Raw genomic sequence first — 20,505 nt, 5'->3', positions numbered from 1 at the left:
ATCGCGGCGTGAACTACCGTCGGGCGGGTCCGCCTACCCCGACCCTCCGGGAGCGAGCAGATGCAAGCCCGCGCCATCCTGGCGTCCGTCCTCGCCGTGGCGCTGCTCCTGTCCGGCTGCGCCCAGCCAACCCGCACCATCACACCCGCCGCCGCTCCGAAGCCGGTGGAATCGACACCGCCGCCCACCCCGAAACCGCACCCCAGCGTCACCAAGCCGGCCAAGCCGCCGCTGCGGCCGCTGCCGGCCAAGCTCCCCTCCGGCCTGGGGCGCAACACCGGCGTACGACCGGTGGCCCTGACGTTCGACGACGGGCCCAGCCCGGCCTGGACACCCAAGGTGCTCGACCAGCTGAAGGCCGCCAAGGTGACAGCGACCTTCTGCGTCGTCGGTCGCGAGGCACAGCGTCACCCGGAGCTGGTCCGGCGGATCGTCCGGGAGGGACACCAGCTCTGCAACCACAGCTGGCGACACGACCTCGAGCTCGCCCGTCGACCCGTCGGCGAGATCCGGGCCGACCTGGACCGCACCAACAAGGCCATCCAGAAGGCCGTTCCCGGCGCGAAGGTGTCGTTCTACCGGCAGCCCGGCGGCCGGTGGACGTCGGAGGTGGTCAGGGTGGCCAAGGACCTCGGCATGCGTCCACTGCACTGGTCGGTCGACCCGCAGGACTGGGACAAGCCGACCGCAGCCACGATCGGCACGCGTGTCCACGCCGCCACCCGGCCCGGTGCGATCGTTCTGCTGCATGACGGAGGCGGTGATCGGGCCGCGACACTCGCCGCATGCCCAAAGGTGATCGCCGACCTGAAGCAGCGCTTCGGCATCACCCGACTCCGCTAGAACCGCTCTGACCTGCTGTTATTTCCCGTCCCAAGCCCTTGCCGACACCGATTTTGTCGACCGACGGAGCATCACGTATGCTTTCGAAGCCTCCGGCGGGGCCGGATGGGAGCAAGTCCGCTTGAAGTTGCGAGTGTGCAATGATGGCGGGGCCGCCCTCATCGTCTAGCGGCCCAGGACGCCGCCCTTTCAAGGCGGTAGCACGGGTTCGAATCCCGTTGGGGGCACGACCGGCGCAAGCCGGAGCAAGGCCGGCGCAAGCCGGAGCAACACAAGCTAGGTCCTGTGGAGCAGTTGGAGTGCTCGCCGCCCTGTCAAGGCGGAGGTCGCGGGTTCAAGTCCCGTCAGGACCGCAGCGCTGACGCCGCGCCCCGCGCGGCGTTCTGCGTATCGGAGCAGGTCGCCTTGCCGCCGGTTCGTCCGGTTGCCGGGTAACATGAGCCGAGCGACACGGCCAGGTAGCTCAGTTGGTACGAGCGTCCGACTGAAAATCGGAAGGTCGGCGGTTCGACCCCGCCCCTGGCCACATAGCCTTTCGCCGGGCTACAGAGGTCCCCACCAGCGAATACGCAGGTGGGGATCTTGCTTTGGCGGGCGTGATCATCACGACTTTCTGGAAGTCGCGGTGTCCCGGCTGGCGCGACACCGCGTATTCAAGGAAACCGAGTCGATCATGCCTGCGGTCACCCCCGCATCAGGGCAGCGCGACGGGCGGGCCGCGCGACGTCAGTGGTCACGGCGCCCCTGCGGGCGATGCTGGGCCACGCTGCCCTGGATCGCCTCCCACACGCTGCGTCCGGCCTCTCGCAGCGTCTCCCCCGCCTGCTCGGCGAACTGGGCTGCGCTCTGCGCCGCAGCCCGCGCCGCGCCCGGCAGACCACCATCGCCCCCACCGGACGGGCTCGGACCCGACCCATCCGACTGCGTGCGGGCTTCTTCGGTAAGACGCGGCCCCTCGTGCCGCTGACCTTCCGAGCCATGGGCAGCCGGCGGGCCGGCCTCCGGCGCACGGCCCTCCGGACGCTGGCCCTGCGAACGCTGGTCCTGCGAACGCTGGTCCTCCGGACGCTGGCCCTGCGAACGCTGGTCCTCCGGACGCTGGCCCTGCGAACGCTGGCCCTGCGAACGCTGGCCCTGCGGCTGCGCCTGGTCGACCGGTCCTGGGCCACCGGCTCGCGGTCCAGGGCCGCCGGCACCCGGTCCCGAGCCGACCGGACCAGCCCCGGACCGACCCGCATCCGCCCGACCTGCATTCGGCCGATCCGCATTCGGCCGGTCAGGACCCGGTCGCCCAGGACCCGGCTGATCCAGCTCCGGCTGATCCAGCTCCGGCTGATCAAGACCATGGCGATCGGGACCATGGCGATCGGGGCCCGGCTGACCAGAGCCCGATGGCCGACCTGGACCAGCCCGGTCGGAGCCCAGCCGGTCGCGGTCGGCCACCGGGCTGGCCGCGCCGACCTGCCGGCTCGGCTCGCCACGGACGTCGTCCGAGCGTCGACCCGATGCCTTGATCTCCGCTGAGCCTGCGGCCAGCTGCTGGGCGCCGCGGTTCACGTCGTCGACGGCGGTGCCGGCCGTGCGCGCGATCGTCTCGATGATGTGTGGGTTGTCGTCGAGCGTGTCGAGCGCGCGGCCCAGGATCCTGGTCAACTGCTCCAACCGCACGCGCAGCTGCGCCTCGGCGTTCACCCCGTCGATGTTCAACTCGCCGCCGTTGAGGCGCACCCGTACGCCGGCGTCGACCTGGAGCAGGTTGGCCACCCGGGCCCGCAGCGACAGGTCGGCCTCCAGACCGTCGACCGCCAGTCGGATGGAGTCGACGGTGACCTTCGGAATGTCAAGCAGGACGTCCGGGTCTGCTGCGTCGTCGACGGTCCGGTCCGGCCCTCGTTGCTGCGCGTTCTCGCTCATGATCTCCCGCCCGCCCGCCCGCCCGCCCGAAAGTCCCGGTCGTCCGCGCGGTTACCCGCTTTACGGCCGGGCATCCCGTCCGTGACGACTCGACGACCCTCTGTCTGGAACCGGGCACCGCGCGAAGCTGCACACCGAGGCATCAGCCGGTATGGTCCGGGCCTATGGGACAGGAATTGACTGATCCGGCCGACATCCGGCAGGACGTCGGCCAGTTCTCTCTCCGGTGCAGCGTTCTCGTCCCGGGCGCCGCCGAGCACGCATTCGCGGTCTTCAGCGACGAGCTGACCGACTGGTGGGTCACCGAATACACCTGGTCCGGCCCGGACGCACTGGCCGAGCTGGGCATGGAGCCTCGGGCCGGCGGCATGCTCTACGAGATCGGCCCGTACGGTTTCCGGGCCGACTGGGGCCGGGTGCTCACCTGGGATCCGCCTCGCCGACTGGTCTTCGTGTGGCAGATCGGCCCCGACCGGGCACCGGTGCCGGACCCGGCCCGCGCGAGCGAGGTCGAGGTGCTGTTCCATGCCGAGGGGCCGGAACAGACCCGTCTCGAGCTGGAGCACCGGCACTTCGACCGGCACGGCGAGGCTGCCGAGGGTTACCGCAAGGCGCTCACGGCCGGCTGGCACGAGCTGCTCACCCGCTACGTCGCCACGGTGTCGCGCCATCGCCCCAGCACGGCGGCCTGACGGGCGTACCGGGTCACCGGCCGAGCCGCCGACCGGCAGCGGTGCCGCCGAGGTCACGACCACCGAGGTTCGCGCGTTCGCCGGCCTCCGCCCCCGAACCGAAGCCGGTGCCGCCCAACCGACGTGGCGGTGCCGTCCGCAGCCGCGGGTACTCCTCGGTGAGCCGGCGCTGCACCCGGTCGGACCGGTCGGCCAGCACCAGCGCCACCGACGGGGTGCCCGACTCGCTGGCCGCCGCCGACTCCGCCGCCCAGAGTCGCCCTCCGACCACCTCCGCGAAGCCGGCCAGCCAGGAGCGGCGGAAAGCGGCGGGGTGGTCGTCGGCGGGCACCTGGGTGGCGGCCAAGCCGTGCGCCGCCTGCACGAGCAGTGAGGTGAAGAGCAGGTCGACCCTTTCCAGGTCACTGGCGAAGCCGAAGAGGTGCAGGGCGAAGCCGTTGCCCTGCCGGCGGCGTACGCAGCGGCAGCGCAGCGGCTCGGCCACCGCGGCGAGCAGGCCGACCTTGTCGCGGGCGTACGGGGCGACGACGTCGAGCACCCGATCGCCGACCGGGTCGGTGGTCGGGTCACGGGCGGCGAGCAGCGCCCGGTCGACGCCGTAGCGGGCGATCAGCTCGGTCGCCTTGGCGGTGAACGCGGCGGACTCGGCCGGCGTGCAGGCCGGGTCCTCGGCCTGGGCCAACAGCTTGCGCACCTTGCTGAGCATGGCCTCGGACATGCCTACAGAGCTACCACACGGGCCGGACATCACCGGGGCCGCGCGGTAGTCGATCGATACGTATCATCGTCACCGCCAGATGATTAGTCCTATACGGACCGTTGACCAACTGTTTGGAGGAACGAACGGATGCCATCCCCGACCGCTCGTCTGCTCGCCGTCGCCACGGCCATCGCACTGCTCGCCGTCGGCACGCCCGCCCAGGCGGAGCCGACCACACCGACCACGCCGGTCAGCTCGGGGCCGAACGTGTTCGCCCCGCTCGCCACCTGTTACGGCGGGGCGGTCCGGTCGTACTTCGAGACGGGCCGCTACGGCGGCTCAGCCGGCCAGTACCGCACCACGACGCGCTGCCGCGACATCAACGTGCGCAACGCGAGCGTGTACGGCACCGACGCGTGCGTGATCTTCGTCGACAAGACGAGCGCCTGCAACTACTGGACCTACCTGCCGGCCAACTCGGGCTGGATCACGGTAGCGACCAACGTCCGGGACGGCGTCAACTTCCGGGTCCGCTTCGAGAACCTGCGCTACGAGTACGAACCGCTCATCGCGTATCACGCGTTCTGAGCGACCCGCACGGTCGCGGCGTCCGCCCCCCGACGGACGCCGCGACCCGGCGGCGGTTCACTCCGCGCGGCTGCGCAGGGTGGCGATCGTCGAACCGGCGAGTGTGAGCAGGCAGTCGGGGAGCAGCCCGTCGGCGGCCGCCGCGCCGAACAGCGCCTCCCCGGTCGGCTCGTCCCGATTCGCGTACGCGCTGACGAAGCGGGCCACCCAGCGGGTGTCGTACCCGGCCTGGTCGATCCCCGGAAAGTCGAGCGCCGCCCCGCTGGCTGCCGGCGCGTCACCGAGCATCGTCGCGGCCAGGCACCAGGCGACGTCGTACGCGCCGTCCAGGCCGGCCCGGTCGACGACCGCGTCGAAGGCTCCCACCACCGCGTCTCCATCGCCGGTCAGCGCCGAACGGAGCACGGCGGCCGCGTCATCGAACGTCTGCTGTGGTAGGTCCGTCACGCAGCGCACAGTAGGACGGGTGGTCAAGCGCCCCCTCAACCGTCACTGTCCGTGTTCAACGCGAGCTACCTGCGCATTACGCCACCTCCACGGTCCCGCCGCCGGCCTCGGCACGCTAATGTGCGCAGCGGACCTTCGCCGGAGGAAGGACGACCATGTTCGTATCACGCCGCTCGCGGGTAGCCACACTGGCTGCCTGCGCGACGATCCTGCTCGCCACAAGCGCTTGCGGGGATGACAAGCCCGAAGAGGCCAGCGCCCAACAGGTGCGCCTCTACGGCACTGACGGCAACATGCTCAACTCCTATCCTGCGGAGTTGAAGGAACGGGCGAGTCTCGTCGACGGGATGAAGGGCACCACGCCCCTCACTCCGTTACCAGACGACTTCAAGAGTCGGCTACGGGGCGTCAATCCGGCGCTGACGGACTATCTTTACTCCGCCGAGACGTACGACGCGGTGGTGATCGCCGTGCTCGCCGCCCAGTTGGCCGGCAGCACCAACCCCACCGACATCGCGAAGCAGATCGTCGGCGTGACCAACGACGGGCAGCGCTGCGAAAACCCGACGAGCTGTCTCACGCTGGCCCGCAACGGGCAGGACATCGAGTACCGCAGCGTGTCGCTGACCCGGGCGGGCTTCACCGACAAGGGTGAGCCGGCCACGGCGAGCTACGCGACGCTGACCTTCGACGGGCAGCAGATCAACGACGGTAAGACCGAGTTCGTCGGCGCCGGCATCGAGTCGGCGGCGAGCACCAAGGCCCCGCCGAAGCCGAAGAAGCAGCGCCCGGGTGGCGCCGCCGCCGACCAGGAGCCGCTGATCCTGGGTGGCCTGCTGCCGAAGACCGGTGACCTCTCCATCGCCTACCCGCCGATGGCCGCTGGCGCGGCGCTGGCGATCAGGGAGGTCAACGCCGCTGGCGGCGCACTGGGCAAGCCGGTGACGTGGCTCGACGGCGACGACGGCACCAACCCGGCGGTGGCCAAGGCGACGGTGGCCAAGCACGTGACGGACGGCGTCAGCGTGATCATCGGCGCGGGTGGTTCGGGCATCTCCCGGGCGGTGCTGCCGGACGTGGTGCAGGCCGGGAAGGTCCTCTTCTCCCCGTCCAACACCGACAGCGGGCTGACCGACGTGGAGGACAACGGCCTCTACTTCCGCACCGCCCCGCCGGACAGCCTCCAGGGCCGGGCGCTGGCCGACGTGATCCTCCGCGACGGGTCGCAGAAGATCGTCATCGTCGCCCGCAAGGACTCCTACGGTGAGGGCCTCCAGGGCACCGTCCGTGACGAGCTGGAGAAGGCCGGTATCGCCAACGACCGGCTCAAGCTGTTGACGTACGAGCCGCCGGCCGACGCGAAGGCCGCTCCGGTCGACTTCAGCGGCGGCGCGAAGGAGATCAAGGAATTCGGCGCGGACGCCGTGCTGATCATCGGTTTCGGTGAGTCCGCCCAGGTGATCCGCGGCCTGGCCGACGCCGGGGTGCAGATCCGGCAGTAGGCAGGACCGGAAACCACGACGGCCGCACCGGCTTCACGCCGGTGCGGCCGTTTCTGTGTACGCGGATCAGCGCGGCCGGCGGCGCTCCAGGAACTCGGTCATCCGGCGGTGCTTCTCGTCGTCCTCGAAGAGCACCGCCTGGCTGACCAGGTCGAGGTGCGGGTGCGCGGCGGCCGGCGCGTCCACCGCCAGCTTGGTCAGCCGCACCGCCAACGGTGATCCCAGGGCGATCTCGTCCAGCAACGCGTGCGCCACCGTCAGCAGCTCGCCGGGCTCGTCCACCACCCGGTTCACCAGGCCGATCCGCAGTGCCTCAGCGGCGTCCACCCGCCGACCGGTGAAGAGCAGCTCCTTGGCCCGGCCCTCGCCGATCAACGCCGGCAGCCGGTGGGTCGCGCCGGCGCCGGCCAGGATGCCCAACCGCACCTCCGGTTGCCCGAAGACCGCCCGCGCCGTGCACACCCGCAGATCGCAGGCGTACGCCAGCTCGGCGCCACCGCCCAACGCCGGGCCGTCGACGGCCGCCACGGTCGGCATGGGCAGTGCCCGGATGCGGGCGAAGGCAGCCGAGTTGATCGCGGCGAGGGCGTCCGTGCGACCCCGTTCGCGGAGTTGGCCGATGTCGGCGCCACCGGCGAAGATGCCCGACGCGCCGCCGGTGAGCAGCAGCAGGCGCGGGTGGGCCTCCAACTCGGCGCAGACCTGGTGCAGCTCGGCGATCAGGTCGGCGTCGATGGCGTTGCGCTTCTCCGGCCGGTCCAGCGTGACCACCAGCCGGTCCGGACGCTCCTCGATCCGCAACCCGATCACCGGGCCCACCTTCCGTTCGCGACTGCGGGGCTCGCAAGCTCACTCCTCGCGCTCACTGCCTGACCCCGCCTTCCCAGCGGTAGAAGCCCTGCCCGGACTTCTTGCCCAGCCGCCCGGCGGCCACCATCTCCACCAGCAGCGGCGGCGGCGTGAAACGGTCCCCGTACGCGGCCTGGAGGGTGCGGGCGATGTCCAGCCGCACGTCGAGCCCAACCAGGTCGGTGAGCTCCAACGGCCCGATCGGGTGCCGGTAGCCGAGCACCATGGCCTTGTCGATGTCCGCCGGGCTGGCCACCTCGTCGGCGACCATCCGGATCGCCTCCAGCCCGAGGGTGACCCCGAGCCGGGAGGTGGCGAATCCGGGCATGTCGCGTACGACGACAGGGTCCTTGCCGAGCCGGCCGGCGAGCGCGACGGCCGCGGCGGTGGTCTCCTCGGCGGTGGCCGGGCCGACCACGATCTCCAGCAGCGCCATCGCCCAGACCGGGTTGAAGAAGTGCAGGCCGACGAAGCGCTCCGGCGCGTCCAGCTCGGCGGCCAGCGCCCCGATGGCGATGCTGGAGGTGTTGCTGCCCAGCAGTGCCGGACGCAGCGCGGCGGCGTCCCGGAGCACCGCGCGCTTCAGATCGAGGCGCTCCGGCACCGCCTCCACGATCACCTGGGGGGCGGGAGCGACATCGGCGAGGGTTGGGCGCAGCGTCACCCGCTGCCGGTTCGTGGCGGCCTCGTCGGCGCTCAACTTCCCGCGCTGCACCGCCCGCTCCCACAGCTCGGCGAGCCGGTTCAGCGCGGCCGCACCCCGCTGGGGGTCCACCTCGACCAACTCGACGGCGTGCCCGGCACCGGCCGCCACGTACGCGATGCCAAGCCCCATCGTGCCGGCACCGACGACCACGAAACGGTCGCTCATCACGCCTCCCTGTCCCGCCCGCCGACGCGCGGGGTCCCCGCTACGCCGGCCCGGGTGTCCCGCCCGCTCCGCTCACTCATGGTGCGACCCTAGACAGCGCGACGACCCGGTCCATGCGTGGGGGAGCGCCGGATCGGGTAATGATGCCCCGTCAACCGAGGGAAGGACCGCATCGACATGAGCCAGGCACCGGAGAGCGTCACCACCGGGGAGACCGTGGAGACCCGAGGCGACGAGCGGGTCGAACTGCTGCGCGCCGACACCAACAACGACGGCAAGACCGACGTGTGGGTGGTCGACACCGACGGCGACGGCAAGGCGGACCTGTTCCAGTTCGACACCGACGGTGACGGCAAGGTGGACATCACCATGGTCGACATCGACGAGGACGGCCAACCGGACGAGGTGGTCGACGGCGACGGCGGCCTTCCGCCCGAGCAGCTTCCCCCGACCGTCCAGGTCTGAGACGTACGGACGGCCCCCGCTCTCCGCCCGGCGGTGAGCGGGGGCCGTTCTGCTCAGTCGACGAGGCGCAGGGTGGCCAGGTAGTAGGGGGCGTCGCGGTCGTCCACATCGGTGAGCCGCCAACCGGTGCCGTGCACCAGGCTGGCGAACTCGTCCGCCGAGCAGACCAGGTAGTCGAACCACTCGGTGCTCAACTCGCGGTAGCGCAGCCGCAGCCGCAGCTGGCCACCGAACCGGCCGCGTCGACGGTTGCGCTCGTGGTAGCCGGTGTGCAGCGGGTCGCGGGTGCCGTACGGGTTGGTGCCCTGCGCGATGATCTGCGCCCCCGGTCGGGCCAGCGCGGCCAGCGCGGCCAGGAACTCGGGAGCACGCTCCCGCCCCTCGAACAGCCCGAGGTTGTTGCCGAGCAGCAAGAACGTGTCGTACCGCGCCCCGTCGGCGACGTGCGTGTCGACGGTGCCGTGCACCAGCCGCCGGACACCGCGACGCCGGCTCACCTCCAGCGCGCCGGCGGAGGTGTCCAGCCCGGTGACCGGTACGCCGCGCTCCTGGAGCAGCAGCGCGATCCGGCCGGCTCCGGTGCCGATGTCCAGCGTCTCGCCGTGCGCCCGGTTCACCGCGCGGTGGTCGTACGGCTGCCACTCGGCCGGCCCGTCCAGGTAGTGCGCGGCCGGGGCGCCGTTGATCAGACCGTCGTCCCGTTCGATGATCTCGATGACCGGTCGCGGCAGTCGACCACCGACCAGGGGCCGGGGGCCCACTCCGGTGGCCACGGCGAGCGTGTCCCGCAGCAGTTCGCCGACCACGTCACCGATCTGGGGCTCCACCGTCACGACGTTCACGCTATCTGGCCACTCAGTGCCCCGCACCGGCCGTATCCTGGCGGCGTGACCATGCTGGACCGGCTGTCCGCCGAGAAGTACATCCTGCTCACGACCTTTCGCAAGGACGGTCGGGCGGTGCCGACCCCGGTCTGGGCGGTGCGCGACGGCGAGGCGTTGGCGGTCTGGACCCGGGCCGACTCCGGCAAGGTGAAGCGGATCCGCCGCAACGGCGAGGTGACCGTCGCCCCGTGCGACGTCCGGGGTCGACCACACGGGGCGGAGGTGCCAGCTCACGCGACGCTCTACGGAGGTGGTGACACCGGCCGGATCCGCGACCTGCTCAAGCACAAGTACCGCGTGATCGGTCGACTGAGTCTGCTGAGCAGCCGGTTGCGTCGCGGCGAGGGCGGCACGGTGGGCATCCGGGTGACGTTGGACGAGCCACGGCGCTGACCCCACGCGCGGTCGGGGGCATGAAAAGGGGCGGCGGATCGAGATCCACCGCCCCTTTTCAAGAACTATCGCTGCTCAGTCGCCCTGCCGCTGCTGCGGGATCTGGCCCTGCAAAAGCGCCCTGACCTCCGACTCACGGTACCGACGGTGGCCACCCAGGGTGCGGATGGCACTGAGCTTGCCAGCCTTGGCCCACCGGGTCACCGTCTTCGGGTCGACCCGGAACATCGACGCCACCTCGGCCGGCGTGAGTAGCGGCTCTGGTTCGTGCGTTCGCGATGCCATCGGTCACTCCTCCACATGTATAGACATCGGCCGGGGTCCCGCCGGCCGACGCGTCTCCCATGGTCCGGCTAGTCCCCGATGTCCGACATGGGCCGAACGGATGAAGGTCCCTAGACGGACGGATGAACCATGCCCGATTTTTACGACTTTTACACGGCAGAAAGTACCTTATTAGGACACATGATCACGGTTCGTGATGCGTCAACTACGAGCACACCTCACCTTGGGAGCGCTCCTAGTGCAAAATGCCCTAGTTGCACCGCTCCAACAGCTGCACCGCGCGCCACCGGGCCACCAATTTGTCGTACGCGGCCGACGCCTCCTCGGCCTCGCCGCGCGACAGCCCCGCGAGGCCAGCGGCGACCAGCTCGGGCGAGTCGTCCGCGGCGAGCGTCTCGTCGGAGAGCAGGTCGACCAGACCGCTGTAGTCCAGCTCGACCACGGACCGCGGATGGAATTCCTCCAGCCAGCGGGCCGCCTCCTCCACCGCCTCGGTGATCGGCGCCTCGCCCACCGACTTGCGCAGCACCGACAGCGCCCGCGACGAGCGGCGTCGAGCCTTGGAGATCTCGGTGCGGTAGCGCAACGCCCGCCGGCCGGGCTGGGTGACCAGGTCCCGCTCCGCCGGATCGAAGAGCACGAACCACCGCAGCGGTACGCCCCAGGTGGCGATCTGCTCGTGCACCCGGGGCACCCCGTGCTCCAGCACCCGGGCGCCAGAGCGCCAGTCGTCCACCACCGCCCTGGCCTGCCCGGCGAGCACCGGCGGCACGAAGGCGTCGGCGAGCACAGAGGGCACCCCGTCCCGGGCGCTGAGCGCCGCCTCAGCGACCCGGATGCGCAGGTTCCACGGGCAGACCAGCAGGCCGTCGTCCGTCTCCAGGACGTACGCCTCCTCCGGCAGGTCGGGCAGCCGGGTCCAGCCAGCGCCCAGCGCCTCGATCACCGCCGTCCGCTGCCGACCGGGCCCCTCGACCGGGGCGATCGCGCGCCCCTCCGAGACGTAACGGCGCCAGTAGCTCTGCCGGTCCCGATCGAACGCGGCCAGCGGTTCGTACACGCGCAGGTAAGAAGCGAAGAGCGACGGCACCGCGCGATCCTCCCACGAACCACGCCCGTACGCGGTCAGCGGCCGGAGCACGCGCGCCGCACCGTGGGACGGCGGCGGCACGTCGAGCGCCTGCCCGGCGGCCGATACTAGGCTCGATCACACCGGCAGCATCCCCGCCGGGGTCCACCAGGTCCACGTCCCACAAGGACGCACACCACAGTAGGAGCCAACAATGGGCGTATTCGCGAGCACCGACGACCCGGTATCGACCGGTCACGAACAGGTCGTGTTCTGCCAGGACAAGCAGAGCGGCCTGAAGGCGATCATCGGGATCTACTCCACCGCGCTGGGCCCGGCACTCGGCGGCACCCGCTTCTACCCGTACGCGAGCGAGGACGACGCCCTCGCCGACGTGCTGGACCTGTCCCGCGGGATGGCGTACAAGAACGCGCTCGCCGGGCTGGACCTGGGCGGCGGCAAGGCCGTCATCTGGGGCGACCCGGAGCAGATCAAGAGCGAGGCGCTCCTGCGCGCGTACGGCCGCTTCGTGGAGTCGCTGGGCGGTCGCTACTACACCGCCTGTGACGTCGGCACCTACGTGGCGGACATGGACGTGGTGGCCCGGGAGACCCGCTACGTGACCGGGCGCAGCGTGGAGCACGGCGGCGCCGGCGACTCGTCGATCCTCACCGCCTGGGGTGTCTTCCAGGGGATGCGGGCCGCTGCCGAGCACGTGTGGGGCACTCCGAGCCTGCGGGGCCGGCGGGTCGGCGTGGCCGGGCTGGGCAAGGTCGGCAAGTACCTCACCGGGCACCTGCTGGAGGACGGCGCCGAGGTGGTCGCCACCGACGTCAACCCGAAGGCGCTGGCGTGGGTGCGCAGCAACCACCCTGAGGTCACCCTCGTCGACGACGCCAGCGCGCTGGTCGCCGCGGACATCGACGTGTACGCGCCGTGCGCGCTGGGCGGCGCCCTGAACGACGACACCGTGCCGGCGTTGCGCGCCAAGGTGGTCACCGGGGCGGCGAACAACCAGCTCGCCCACCCGGGCATCGAGAAGCTGCTGGCCGACCGGGGCATCCTCTACACCCCGGACTACGTGGTCAACGCGGGCGGCGTGATCCAGGTGGCCGACGAGATCGAGGGCTTCAACTTCGACCGGGCGAAGCTGCGGGCGACCCGGATCTACGACACCACCCGCGAGATCCTGCACCTGGCCGACGCGGAGGGTGTGCCCCCGGCGGTGGCCGCCGACCGGCTGGCGGAGCGCCGGATGGCGGACGTCGGCCGGTTGCGCGCGATCCACCTGCGCTGAGCGCCCCCGGGGGCGGGTCGACGAGATCCGCCTCCGGGCCCCGGTGCCGGGCCTCGCTGGGTAAGCTGAGCCCGGGTCGAATTTGATGCGGTTTGTCCGGTGTCACGGGTGCTAACCGTTCCGCTCCTTACCCGGTACACTGGGTGACGGCCGGATCGACGCGACGCGCAGAGCCGGCTGACGGCAACCCGAGGTGCCGAACGTTGGCATCCCCATGTACCGTAAGAGCCACGAGAGATGCCTGACGTCATCGGGGCCCGCCTTCGGGCTGCCCCGCATTCTGTGCGAGGGGGTCGAGCCATGGGGCGCGGCCGTGCTAAGGCCAAGCAGACTAAGGTGGCGCGGGAGTTGAAGTACCACTCCCCGAACACCGACCTCACCGCTTTGCAGCGCGAACTGGCGGGTGCTGGTAAGTCTGAGCACCACTTCGACGACGACTCTAAAGAGTCCGTCGGCGATGATGATGAGGATCACGCTGACGACGACCCAGATCCCTGGGTCCGTCCGACCCGCTGACCTCTCGACGCAGCTGAGCACGCGGTAACCCCCGCGTGCTCACGCACGTCCCGTGCAGGTGCAGTCGCCGACGATCAGGGGCCTGGCCCGACCGGATCCACTCCGGTCGTTCGACAGGCCCCTGACAACGGCTCCCTCAGCGCGGGCGATTGTTCCAGTTGTAGAACGTCGGGATGTTCTCGAAGTGGTTCCAGGCGCAGACCACGCTGGTGCCCCCTCCGCCCGACACCTCCGAACGCAGCAGCCGTGCGTCCTCGGCCTCCTGGAGCAGCGCGACGAGCGCGGGCGCCGCGTCCCGCACCCGTTCGGTGACTCCGTCGTTCGCTTCGCGCTCAGGCCGCCGGTGACTGGTGGTCTCGGGCATGCTCCAACACTCCCTCCAATAGGCGGATCTTGCTGTTGCGGCAGTGCTCGGTCTCCGTACCGTCAAAACGCCCCAGCTCGAAGTAACGGTTGGCGGCATGACCACCACCGCAGAAGCCGAAGTACGGGCAGGACGCCCGACACGCCTCCACCCCGGCCAGGAACTCCCCCACCCACGGCGTCGACGCCGCGTTGCCGAGGATCTGCGCCAACGGGGTCGTCAGCACGTTGCCGCTGCTGAAGTCGCCGTAGCGGGGGTCGGTGAACCCGGCCAACTCCGGCGACAGCACGATCACCGAGCCGTCGTGACCGATCGTCGGGATCGGATCCAGATGGCGGGGCAGCACCCCGTCCGCCGAGTTGTCCAGCACCGCCGCGGCGTAACGCAACGACCACTCGATCTCGCGGAGGTGGATCCGGGGCTCCCGACGCCACGCCCCGACCAACTCCGCCCAGAACGCGGACACCGCCGACGGGTCGTGGCGGTTGTCGCGGGTGTTGACCCCCTCGGTCTCCTCGATGTTGATGCCCAGCACGTCGCAGCCCAGCTCGAGGAAGTAGTCGTACAGCTCGGTGGCGAGCCCCGGCTCGGGCCGGGACACCACGGCCAGCGCGGAGAAGGGCAGACCGCGCCGGCGCAGCACCGAGATGCCGTGCAGGATCCGGTCGTACGCCGGCTGACCGCCCCGGTTGACCCGGTCGCCGTTACGCGCCCGGGGCCCGTCGACGCTCACGCTCACCCGCATCTCGTGCCGGGCGAAGAAATCGCACCAGTCGTCGTCGATGAGGGTGGCGTTGGTCTGCACGTGGTGCTCGACCGCCGGCCCGAACGGGGCGATCAGATCGGCCAGGTGCTCTCGACCGGCGGCCAGGGGCTCGCCGCCGTGCCACACGACGGAGAACCGACCAGTCGCCGCCCACGGATTGACCGCTGCCGCGACCGCCTCGGCCACCGCCACCGGCATCCGGCGGTCGGCGGCGCGAAACGGCAGATAGCAGTACGCGCAGTCGAGGTTGCAGAGGGTGATGGGCTGCATGACGACGTACGACGGGACGGCGGCAAGGCCGCGCATCCCACTGAACGACTGTCCCCGAGCAGCCATCGCCCTCCTCCGCCTAGCCTGAGAGGCGGTCGGGAAGCCTCGCGGCTTCCCGACCGTCTCTGAAGGGTGCCCTTCAGGCTAGGCGGCATTGGCCACTCGGGTGAAGCCCTGATCAGGTGCCCGTACGATCACCGCAGGGTGATCATCCTCGGGTGTGCTGACCGACCATCTGCACGTTGCCGGTGCCTTCGATGATCTCGCCGGCCTGCCACGCCTCGACGCCACGGCCGGTCAGGGTGGCCAGCGCCCGGTCGGCGTCCTCGGCCGAGACGATCGCGAACATGCCGACGCCCATGTTGAAGGTCGACTCCATGTCGTGGTCGTCGATCCGACCCTTCGTCTGGATCAGGTCGAAGATCGGCTGCGGCTTCCAGGTGGACCGGTTGACCACCGCGTCCACGTGCTCGGGCAGCACCCGGACCAGGTTGCCGGGGATGCCGCCACCGGTGATGTGGGACAGCGCCCGCACCTCGGCCTCAGCGATCAGCTTGAGGCAGTCCTTGGCGTAGATCTTGGTCGGCGTGAGCAGCTCCTCGCCGAGGGTCCGCTGCCGACCGAAGTCGTCGATCACGATGTCCAGACGCATCCGGGCCGCGCCCAGCAGCACGTGCCGGACCAGCGAGTACCCGTTGGAGTGCAGGCCGGAGGAGCGCATGGCGATCACCACGTCGCCCACCTCGACCCGCTCGGGGCTCAGGATGTCGGCTTCCTCGACCACGCCCACACCGGTCGCGGAGATGTCGTACTCGTCCGGACGCAGGACGCCGGGGTGCTCGGCGGTCTCCCCGCCCAGCAGCGCGCAGCCGGCGTAGCGGCAGCCGTCGGCGATGCCCGCGCCGATCTCGGCGACCTTGTCCGGCACCACCTCGCCGGTGGCGATGTAGTCGAGCAGGAACAGCGGCTCGGCGCCGCAGGCCACCAGGTCGTCGACGACCATCGCGACGAGGTCGATGCCGACCGTGTCGTGAATGTCCATCTGCTGGGCGATCACCAGCTTGGTGCCCACCCCGTCCGTGGAGGACGCCAGGATCGGGCTCTTGTACTTCTTCGTGTCCAGACGGAACAGGCCGGCGAAGCCACCGAGGTCACCGAGCACCTCGGGACGGCGGGTCTGCCGCACCTTCGACTTGAGCAACTCCACCGCGCGGTCGCCCGCGTCGATGGAGACACCGGCGTCGGCGTACGAGACCGAGCGTTTGCGCGCCTGGCGGCCAGCACCGCCCGTCCACGGCTGGCGGTCGCCGCCGGCGCCGGTCGGGCTGCTTCCTGCGCCGCTGCGCTCGGACACGTGCGTCACGGTTCTCCCCTTTGGTTCTCGGTGCCGCCGGCGGTAGCCGGGCCGCGCCGGTTGGTGCTACGGGCGGTTTGCGGTAACGCCACCCGGAGTGGCGACGGACGAGCCGTTGGTGAGCGGGGCCTCCGGCGCCGAGTTGGCGACGCGTCGACCCACCCCTTCGAGCAGGTGCTTACCGATCAGGTTGCCGGCTGGCAACTCGATCGGGTACTCCCCATCGAAACACGCCCGACACAACCTGGTCTTCGGCTGCTCGGTCGCGGCGATCAGACCGGGAAGGGAAACGAAGCCCAGCGTGTCGGCGCCGATGGAGCGCCGGATGCCGTCGTTGTCCAACCCGTTGGCCAGCAGCTCCGCCCGGGTGGCGAAGTCGATGCCGTAGAAGCACGGCCAGCTGACCGGCGGAGAGGAGATCCGGACGTGCACCTCCAGCGCCCCCGCCTCACGCAGCATCCGCACGATGGCGCGCTGGGTGTTGCCGCGCACGATCGAGTCGTCCACCACCACCAACCGCTTGCCGCGGACGTTCTCCCGCAGCGGGTTGAGCTTGAGCCGGATGCCGAGCTGACGCAGGGTCTGCGACGGCTGGATGAAGGTGCGACCCACGTACGGGTTCTTCATCAGGCCGGCGCCGTACGTGATGCCGGACGCCTCCGCGTACCCGATGGCAGCCGGGGTGCCCGACTCGGGCACCGGGATCACCAGGTCGGCCTCGACCGGATGCTCCTTGGCCAACTGCCGGCCGATCTGCACCCGGGCCGAGTGGACGTTGCGCCCGGCGATCGTGGCATCCGGGCGGGCGATGTAGACGTACTCGAAGAGGCAGCCCTTCGGCTCCGGCACGGCGAACCGGGTGGAGCGCAGCCCGTTCTCGTCGATCGCGATCAACTCGCCTGGCTCGACCTCGCGCACCACGCTGGCGCCGACGATGTCCAGGGCGGCCGTCTCGCTGGCGACGACCCAGCCGCGCTCAAGGCGGCCGAGCACCAGCGGGCGGACGCCGTGCGGATCGCGGGCCGCGTAGAGGGTCGACTCGTCCATGAAGACGAAGCTGAACGCGCCGCGCAGCTGCGGCAGCACCTCCAGCGCCGCTGCCTCGACCGACAGATCCGGTCGGCTGGCGAGAAGCATCGTCACCAGGGAGGTGTCGTTTGTCGAGCCGTCCGCGATGAGGCCGCGCTCGGCGACCTCCTTCTCCAGCTCGGCCGTGTTGACCAGGTTGCCGTTGTGGGCCAGCGCGATGGTCGTGCCGGAGGTCGTCGACCGGATCGTCGGCTGGGCGTTCTCCCAGTTGGACGCGCCGGTGGTGGAGTATCGGGCATGCCCGATCGCCAGGTGACCACGCAGGCTGGCCAGGGTGGGCTCGTCGAAGACCTGCGCCACCAGGCCGAGGTCCTTGTAGACCACCACGCCGGAGCCATCGCTCACCGCGATGCCCGCCGCCTCCTGGCCGCGGTGCTGTAGGGCGTAGAGGCCGAAGTAGGTCAGATTGGCAACCTCTTCGCCGGGGGCCCAGACGCCGAAGACGCCGCAGGCATCCTGGGGGCCAGGTCGTTGGGGATCAAGGTCGTGGCTCAGCCGGCCGTCGCCTCGGGGCACCTACCGCTCCCTCATGCTGGTCTGGACCGGCCGGGCGGGGATCACGGGCGGATCCACTCTCCTCTGCCGGGACCACTGTCATCGCCTGACAGTGTACGCGAATCGGCGTCAATACAGAAAGTCACGATTCCCCTGCTCAGCGTCACGGGGAGTGGACATCGGGACAACTAGAGGGGCAGATACGCCGAGAGGTCCGCGCGGTTGCCACTCATCTGGACGCGACCGTCGGTGACCGCCTCCGCCCAGGCGACCCTGCCGGTTGCCAGCTCCAACCAGGTGTTCGGGGCCATCTCGACCACGTTTGGTGGATTTCCCCTGGTGTGTCGAGGCCCCGGTACGCACTGGATCGCCCCGTATGGTGGAACGCGCACCTCCACCGATCGGCCGGGGGCGCGCTCCGCGAGGACGGCCAACAACGACCGGACCGCTTCTCGGAACACCGGCCGTTCGGGTGTACGCCCCTCGTCGAGCGCCGACAAAGCGGCCGCAACGGCAGCGGACTTACTGTGCGGAGAGGACACGACGGGACGATACGACCCCCAGGCCAGACACGCGACGCTGGCCCTGGGTCGCGCTCATGCAGTCGGACAAGGCATAGTTGCCGACGGCGTATTCGTACCGTGATGATCCCCGGCCCGGCGCCCCGCCGGTCAGAGGGAAGTCAGCCCGGAAGGCGGTGGACGTGTCAACACACCGACGTGCCTGGAAGCAGCGGGCCGGTGTGGTCGTAGCGCTGGTTGCCGGCGCTCTGCTCGCCGTCCCCGCCACACCAGCCCTGGCCGCGAAGATCAGCACCGCTGACAACTCCGTCACAATCGATGCTGGCAAGAGCAGCAGAGTCAACGTGGTCATAAGACCCGATGTCGGCGAAAACTCCGCAGACATCGACGTGACCGGTCTTCCTGACGGTGTCACCTGCGGCGGGTGCGGCCCGGTCACCTTCGACGAAGCGCTCGCGCCGAAGAGCGTGACCCTGACCCTGTCTGCGGCAGGCAACGCGCCCGCAGCCAACGGCACTCAGGCGAAAATCACGGTAACGGGGGACTCCAACTCCCGCACTCTCCGCGTCACCGTCAACGCGGCCGCCGCTCCGCCGCCGCCGCAGAACCAGACCGTGCGGTCGGTCTCCGGCAAGGTGGTCGCGCAGGGCGACGGCAAGGCCGTGGCGAACGCGTTCGTGGTCCTCCAGGACACCGCCGGTCACCGTTACGACGCCACCAGCAATGGCAGCGGCGACTTCCGGTTCACCGGCACCACCCAGAACCCGATCGCGCCCGGACGGATCGACCTGGGCGCATCGTTCGACAACATCAAGGCGTTCAAGTCCCTGAACGCCAGCGCCGGGCAGGCCGTCACCGGTCAGCGGCTCAGCCTCGCGATCAAGGTCGAGACGACGCCCAGCGCGACGCCGTCCGCCACCCCCGAGGCCACTCCCACCGACGAGGCGACCGAGGAGAGCACCGAGGAGGAGCCCACCGAGGAGGCCAGCCAGGGTGCTCCGGCGAACGCGGCGAACAGCGAGGACGACGGCGGCGGCTTCAGCTCGTACCTGATCATTCTGCTTGGTGGTCTCCTGGTCGCCGCCGGTGTCGGCACGATCGTGCTGCTCTGGATGAAGCGCAGGGAGAACGGCGACGACGACGACGCTCCGGCGGCTGCCGGCGGCGGCGGTGTGGTGCCTCCCTCTCGGGGCGGTTTCCGCGGTCCGGACGACCAGACCCGCGTGGTCGGCGGTCGGCCCGGCGGTGGAGTGGATCCAACGATGGTCGGCGGCGCGGCGCTGAGCGAGGCGCCGACGATGATGCACCGTCCGGTGGTCGACGACGTTCCGCCAGACCCGTACGGCGCGCCTGCACAGCCTTACGGCGGCGCGGGTCAGCAGGGTTGGGGTGGCGCGGGCTACGGCGAGGAACCGGCGTCCGCTGGGTACGGTGCCGGCGGCTACGGCAACGCCCCCGCCTCCGGTGGCGGCTACGGCTCCCCGGCCGGCCCCGAGGGCGGTTACGGCGCTGGTGCGGCCGGTGACGGCTACGGTGCCACGCCCGGTGCCGGTTACGGCAATGCTCCGGCCTCCGGTGCCGGCTACGGGAACGCCCCAGCCTCCGGTGGCGGCTACGGCGGTCGTGATTACGACGCCCCGGGCGGCACCGCCGCCTACCCGCCGGCTCCCGCTGGCGGAGCTGGCTACGGCGAGCGGTTCGACGAGCCGACCGGCCGTTACACCGGCGACAGCACCCAGTACCCGGCCCCGGCCGACCCGTACGCCACCGGCGTCTACCAGCCCGAGCAGGGGCAGGGTTACGGCCAGCCCGATGCCGCCCCGTACGGCGGTCGCGCCGCCGAGCCGACCGCAGGGTACGGCGCTCCCGAGGCTGGCAGGTACGACCAGGGCGGCTACGGCCAACCGGCCGGCGGCTACGACCAGGGCGGCACCTACGGCCAGGAGCCTCCGCAGCAGCGCGGCTACGACGACCGGGGCTACGACCAGGGCGGCTACGGCCAGCCCGCCGGCGGCTACGACCAGGGCGGCACCTACGGCCAGGAGCCTCCGCAGCAGCGCGGCGGCTACGACGACCGGGGCTACGACCAGGGCGGCTACGGCCAGCCCGCCGGGCGGAACCGACCGGACACCCCCCCGCCGACCGAGCGCGGCGGTCGCCGCCTCGACTGGCTGGACGACTGAACCCACCACAGCACACGAAAACGGCCACCCGGAGATCCGGGTGGCCGTTTCGCTCTCACAAGACCAACCCGACCCGCGCCGATCTTGCAGTTTCGGTCGCCGATACGCACGCAATGCCCCCTATGTCAGGACAGAAAGTGCAAGATCG

22 protein-coding genes and 3 tRNA genes are annotated in these 20,505 nt (G+C 70.7%); 12 read left to right on the top strand and 13 right to left on the bottom strand.

The window, feature by feature from the left end:
• The first annotated feature begins 60 nt into the window (after positions 1 to 60).
• The 4 genes from ACIBEF_RS19810 to ACIBEF_RS19795 all read left to right on the top strand — a co-directional run bounded on the left by ACIBEF_RS19810 (position 61) and on the right by ACIBEF_RS19795 (position 1,369).
• Entirely contained in the window at positions 61 to 843 is a 783-nt protein-coding gene (locus tag ACIBEF_RS19810) for a polysaccharide deacetylase family protein (RefSeq protein ID WP_396794693.1), read from the top strand.
• A 154-nt stretch (positions 844 to 997) separates the two neighbouring features.
• A tRNA-Glu gene (locus ACIBEF_RS19805) sits at positions 998 to 1,070 on the top strand.
• 52 nt (positions 1,071 to 1,122) lie between these two features.
• Positions 1,123 to 1,196, top strand: a tRNA-Asp gene (locus tag ACIBEF_RS19800).
• Between the two features lie 99 nt (positions 1,197 to 1,295).
• Positions 1,296 to 1,369, top strand: a tRNA-Phe gene (locus ACIBEF_RS19795).
• Between the two features lie 200 nt (positions 1,370 to 1,569).
• Here ACIBEF_RS19795 and ACIBEF_RS19790 read toward each other — a convergent pair.
• Entirely contained in the window at positions 1,570 to 2,757 is a 1,188-nt protein-coding gene (locus ACIBEF_RS19790) for a hypothetical protein (RefSeq protein WP_396794692.1), read from the bottom strand.
• Positions 2,758 to 2,921: 164 nt separating this feature from the next.
• On the opposite strand from ACIBEF_RS19790, the gene ACIBEF_RS19785 reads away from it, so the two are divergent.
• Positions 2,922 to 3,449, top strand: coding sequence for an SRPBCC family protein (locus ACIBEF_RS19785; RefSeq protein ID WP_355004723.1), 528 nt, complete (start codon positions 2,922 to 2,924; stop codon positions 3,447 to 3,449).
• Between the two features lie 13 nt (positions 3,450 to 3,462).
• On the opposite strand, the gene ACIBEF_RS19780 is transcribed toward ACIBEF_RS19785, so the two are convergent.
• Entirely contained in the window at positions 3,463 to 4,167 is a 705-nt protein-coding gene (locus tag ACIBEF_RS19780; RefSeq protein WP_396794691.1) for a DUF2786 domain-containing protein, read from the bottom strand.
• Positions 4,168 to 4,296: 129 nt separating this feature from the next.
• Here ACIBEF_RS19780 and ACIBEF_RS19775 point away from each other — a divergent pair, with 129 nt between their 5' ends.
• Positions 4,297 to 4,737 carry a hypothetical protein gene (locus ACIBEF_RS19775; RefSeq protein WP_396794690.1) on the top strand — a complete coding sequence of 147 codons (441 nt, stop codon included), beginning with the start codon at positions 4,297 to 4,299 and terminating at the stop codon, positions 4,735 to 4,737.
• Between the two features lie 57 nt (positions 4,738 to 4,794).
• On the opposite strand, the gene ACIBEF_RS19770 is transcribed toward ACIBEF_RS19775, so the two are convergent.
• Positions 4,795 to 5,184, bottom strand: a complete 390-nt coding sequence (locus ACIBEF_RS19770) for a hypothetical protein (protein ID WP_357208505.1) — start codon at positions 5,182 to 5,184, stop codon at positions 4,795 to 4,797.
• 155 nt (positions 5,185 to 5,339) lie between these two features.
• On the opposite strand from ACIBEF_RS19770, the gene ACIBEF_RS19765 reads away from it, so the two are divergent.
• Positions 5,340 to 6,686: an ABC transporter substrate-binding protein gene (locus ACIBEF_RS19765; protein ID WP_396794689.1), complete on the top strand. Its 1,347-nt coding sequence runs from the start codon at positions 5,340 to 5,342 to the stop codon at positions 6,684 to 6,686.
• A 66-nt stretch (positions 6,687 to 6,752) separates the two neighbouring features.
• Here the strand turns inward: ACIBEF_RS19765 and ACIBEF_RS19760 are convergent, their stop codons facing one another.
• A complete protein-coding gene (locus ACIBEF_RS19760; RefSeq protein ID WP_396794688.1) occupies positions 6,753 to 7,496 on the bottom strand; it encodes an enoyl-CoA hydratase/isomerase family protein in 744 nt (247 codons plus the stop codon).
• Between the two features lie 52 nt (positions 7,497 to 7,548).
• On the bottom strand, positions 7,549 to 8,406 hold the full coding sequence (locus ACIBEF_RS19755; RefSeq protein WP_396794687.1) for a 3-hydroxyacyl-CoA dehydrogenase family protein: 858 nt from the start codon (positions 8,404 to 8,406) through the stop codon (positions 7,549 to 7,551).
• Between the two features lie 177 nt (positions 8,407 to 8,583).
• Between ACIBEF_RS19755 and ACIBEF_RS19750 the strand changes: the two genes are divergently transcribed.
• Positions 8,584 to 8,871, top strand: a complete 288-nt coding sequence (locus ACIBEF_RS19750; RefSeq protein WP_396794686.1) for a hypothetical protein — start codon at positions 8,584 to 8,586, stop codon at positions 8,869 to 8,871.
• A 53-nt stretch (positions 8,872 to 8,924) separates the two neighbouring features.
• On the opposite strand, the gene ACIBEF_RS19745 is transcribed toward ACIBEF_RS19750, so the two are convergent.
• Positions 8,925 to 9,704 carry a class I SAM-dependent methyltransferase gene (locus tag ACIBEF_RS19745; RefSeq protein WP_396794684.1) on the bottom strand — a complete coding sequence of 260 codons (780 nt, stop codon included), beginning with the start codon at positions 9,702 to 9,704 and terminating at the stop codon, positions 8,925 to 8,927.
• A gap of 54 nt (positions 9,705 to 9,758) precedes the next feature.
• Between ACIBEF_RS19745 and ACIBEF_RS19740 the strand changes: the two genes are divergently transcribed.
• Positions 9,759 to 10,148, top strand: a complete 390-nt coding sequence (locus tag ACIBEF_RS19740; protein WP_396794682.1) for a PPOX class F420-dependent oxidoreductase — start codon at positions 9,759 to 9,761, stop codon at positions 10,146 to 10,148.
• Between the two features lie 75 nt (positions 10,149 to 10,223).
• Here ACIBEF_RS19740 and ACIBEF_RS19735 read toward each other — a convergent pair whose 3' ends face one another.
• Positions 10,224 to 10,433 (bottom strand): BldC family transcriptional regulator, encoded by a 210-nt coding sequence (locus ACIBEF_RS19735; protein ID WP_007073996.1) that lies wholly within the window; start codon positions 10,431 to 10,433, stop codon positions 10,224 to 10,226.
• Between the two features lie 250 nt (positions 10,434 to 10,683).
• Complete coding sequence (locus ACIBEF_RS19730; protein WP_396794705.1) at positions 10,684 to 11,523, bottom strand: hypothetical protein; 840 nt, start codon at positions 11,521 to 11,523, stop codon at positions 10,684 to 10,686.
• Positions 11,524 to 11,716: 193 nt separating this feature from the next.
• Here ACIBEF_RS19730 and ACIBEF_RS19725 point away from each other — a divergent pair, with 193 nt between their 5' ends.
• Positions 11,717 to 12,799: a Glu/Leu/Phe/Val dehydrogenase dimerization domain-containing protein gene (locus ACIBEF_RS19725; RefSeq protein ID WP_145796214.1), complete on the top strand. Its 1,083-nt coding sequence runs from the start codon at positions 11,717 to 11,719 to the stop codon at positions 12,797 to 12,799.
• A gap of 300 nt (positions 12,800 to 13,099) precedes the next feature.
• On the top strand, positions 13,100 to 13,315 hold the full coding sequence (locus tag ACIBEF_RS19720; protein ID WP_124821603.1) for a DUF3073 domain-containing protein: 216 nt from the start codon (positions 13,100 to 13,102) through the stop codon (positions 13,313 to 13,315).
• Positions 13,316 to 13,451: 136 nt separating this feature from the next.
• On the opposite strand, the gene amcA is transcribed toward ACIBEF_RS19720, so the two are convergent.
• The 5 genes from amcA to ACIBEF_RS19695 all read right to left on the bottom strand — a co-directional run bounded on the left by amcA (position 13,452) and on the right by ACIBEF_RS19695 (position 18,195).
• A complete protein-coding gene (gene amcA, locus ACIBEF_RS19715) occupies positions 13,452 to 13,679 on the bottom strand; it encodes a multiple cyclophane-containing RiPP AmcA (protein WP_396794680.1) in 228 nt (75 codons plus the stop codon).
• Positions 13,648 to 14,751, bottom strand: a complete 1,104-nt coding sequence (amcB, locus tag ACIBEF_RS19710) for a cyclophane-forming radical SAM peptide maturase AmcB (RefSeq protein ID WP_396794704.1) — start codon at positions 14,749 to 14,751, stop codon at positions 13,648 to 13,650. Before amcB ends, amcA begins: the two co-directional genes overlap by 32 nt.
• Positions 14,752 to 14,923: 172 nt before the next feature.
• Positions 14,924 to 16,078 carry a phosphoribosylformylglycinamidine cyclo-ligase gene (gene purM, locus ACIBEF_RS19705; RefSeq protein ID WP_196920530.1) on the bottom strand — a complete coding sequence of 385 codons (1,155 nt, stop codon included), beginning with the start codon at positions 16,076 to 16,078 and terminating at the stop codon, positions 14,924 to 14,926.
• A gap of 57 nt (positions 16,079 to 16,135) precedes the next feature.
• Positions 16,136 to 17,674: an amidophosphoribosyltransferase gene (gene purF, locus ACIBEF_RS19700; protein ID WP_396794678.1), complete on the bottom strand. Its 1,539-nt coding sequence runs from the start codon at positions 17,672 to 17,674 to the stop codon at positions 16,136 to 16,138.
• Between the two features lie 167 nt (positions 17,675 to 17,841).
• Positions 17,842 to 18,195: a sterol carrier family protein gene (locus ACIBEF_RS19695; protein WP_238672767.1), complete on the bottom strand. Its 354-nt coding sequence runs from the start codon at positions 18,193 to 18,195 to the stop codon at positions 17,842 to 17,844.
• Positions 18,196 to 18,356: 161 nt separating this feature from the next.
• Here ACIBEF_RS19695 and ACIBEF_RS19690 point away from each other — a divergent pair, with 161 nt between their 5' ends.
• A complete protein-coding gene (locus tag ACIBEF_RS19690; protein WP_396794676.1) occupies positions 18,357 to 20,357 on the top strand; it encodes a hypothetical protein in 2,001 nt (666 codons plus the stop codon).
• Positions 20,358 to 20,505: the final 148 nt, after the last annotated feature.

Origin of the sequence: Micromonospora sp. NPDC050795, assembly GCF_044456785.1 — a bacterium.
Taxonomy (GTDB): domain Bacteria; phylum Actinomycetota; class Actinomycetes; order Mycobacteriales; family Micromonosporaceae; genus Micromonospora.
This window is presented reverse-complemented; position numbering and strand designations above follow the sequence as displayed.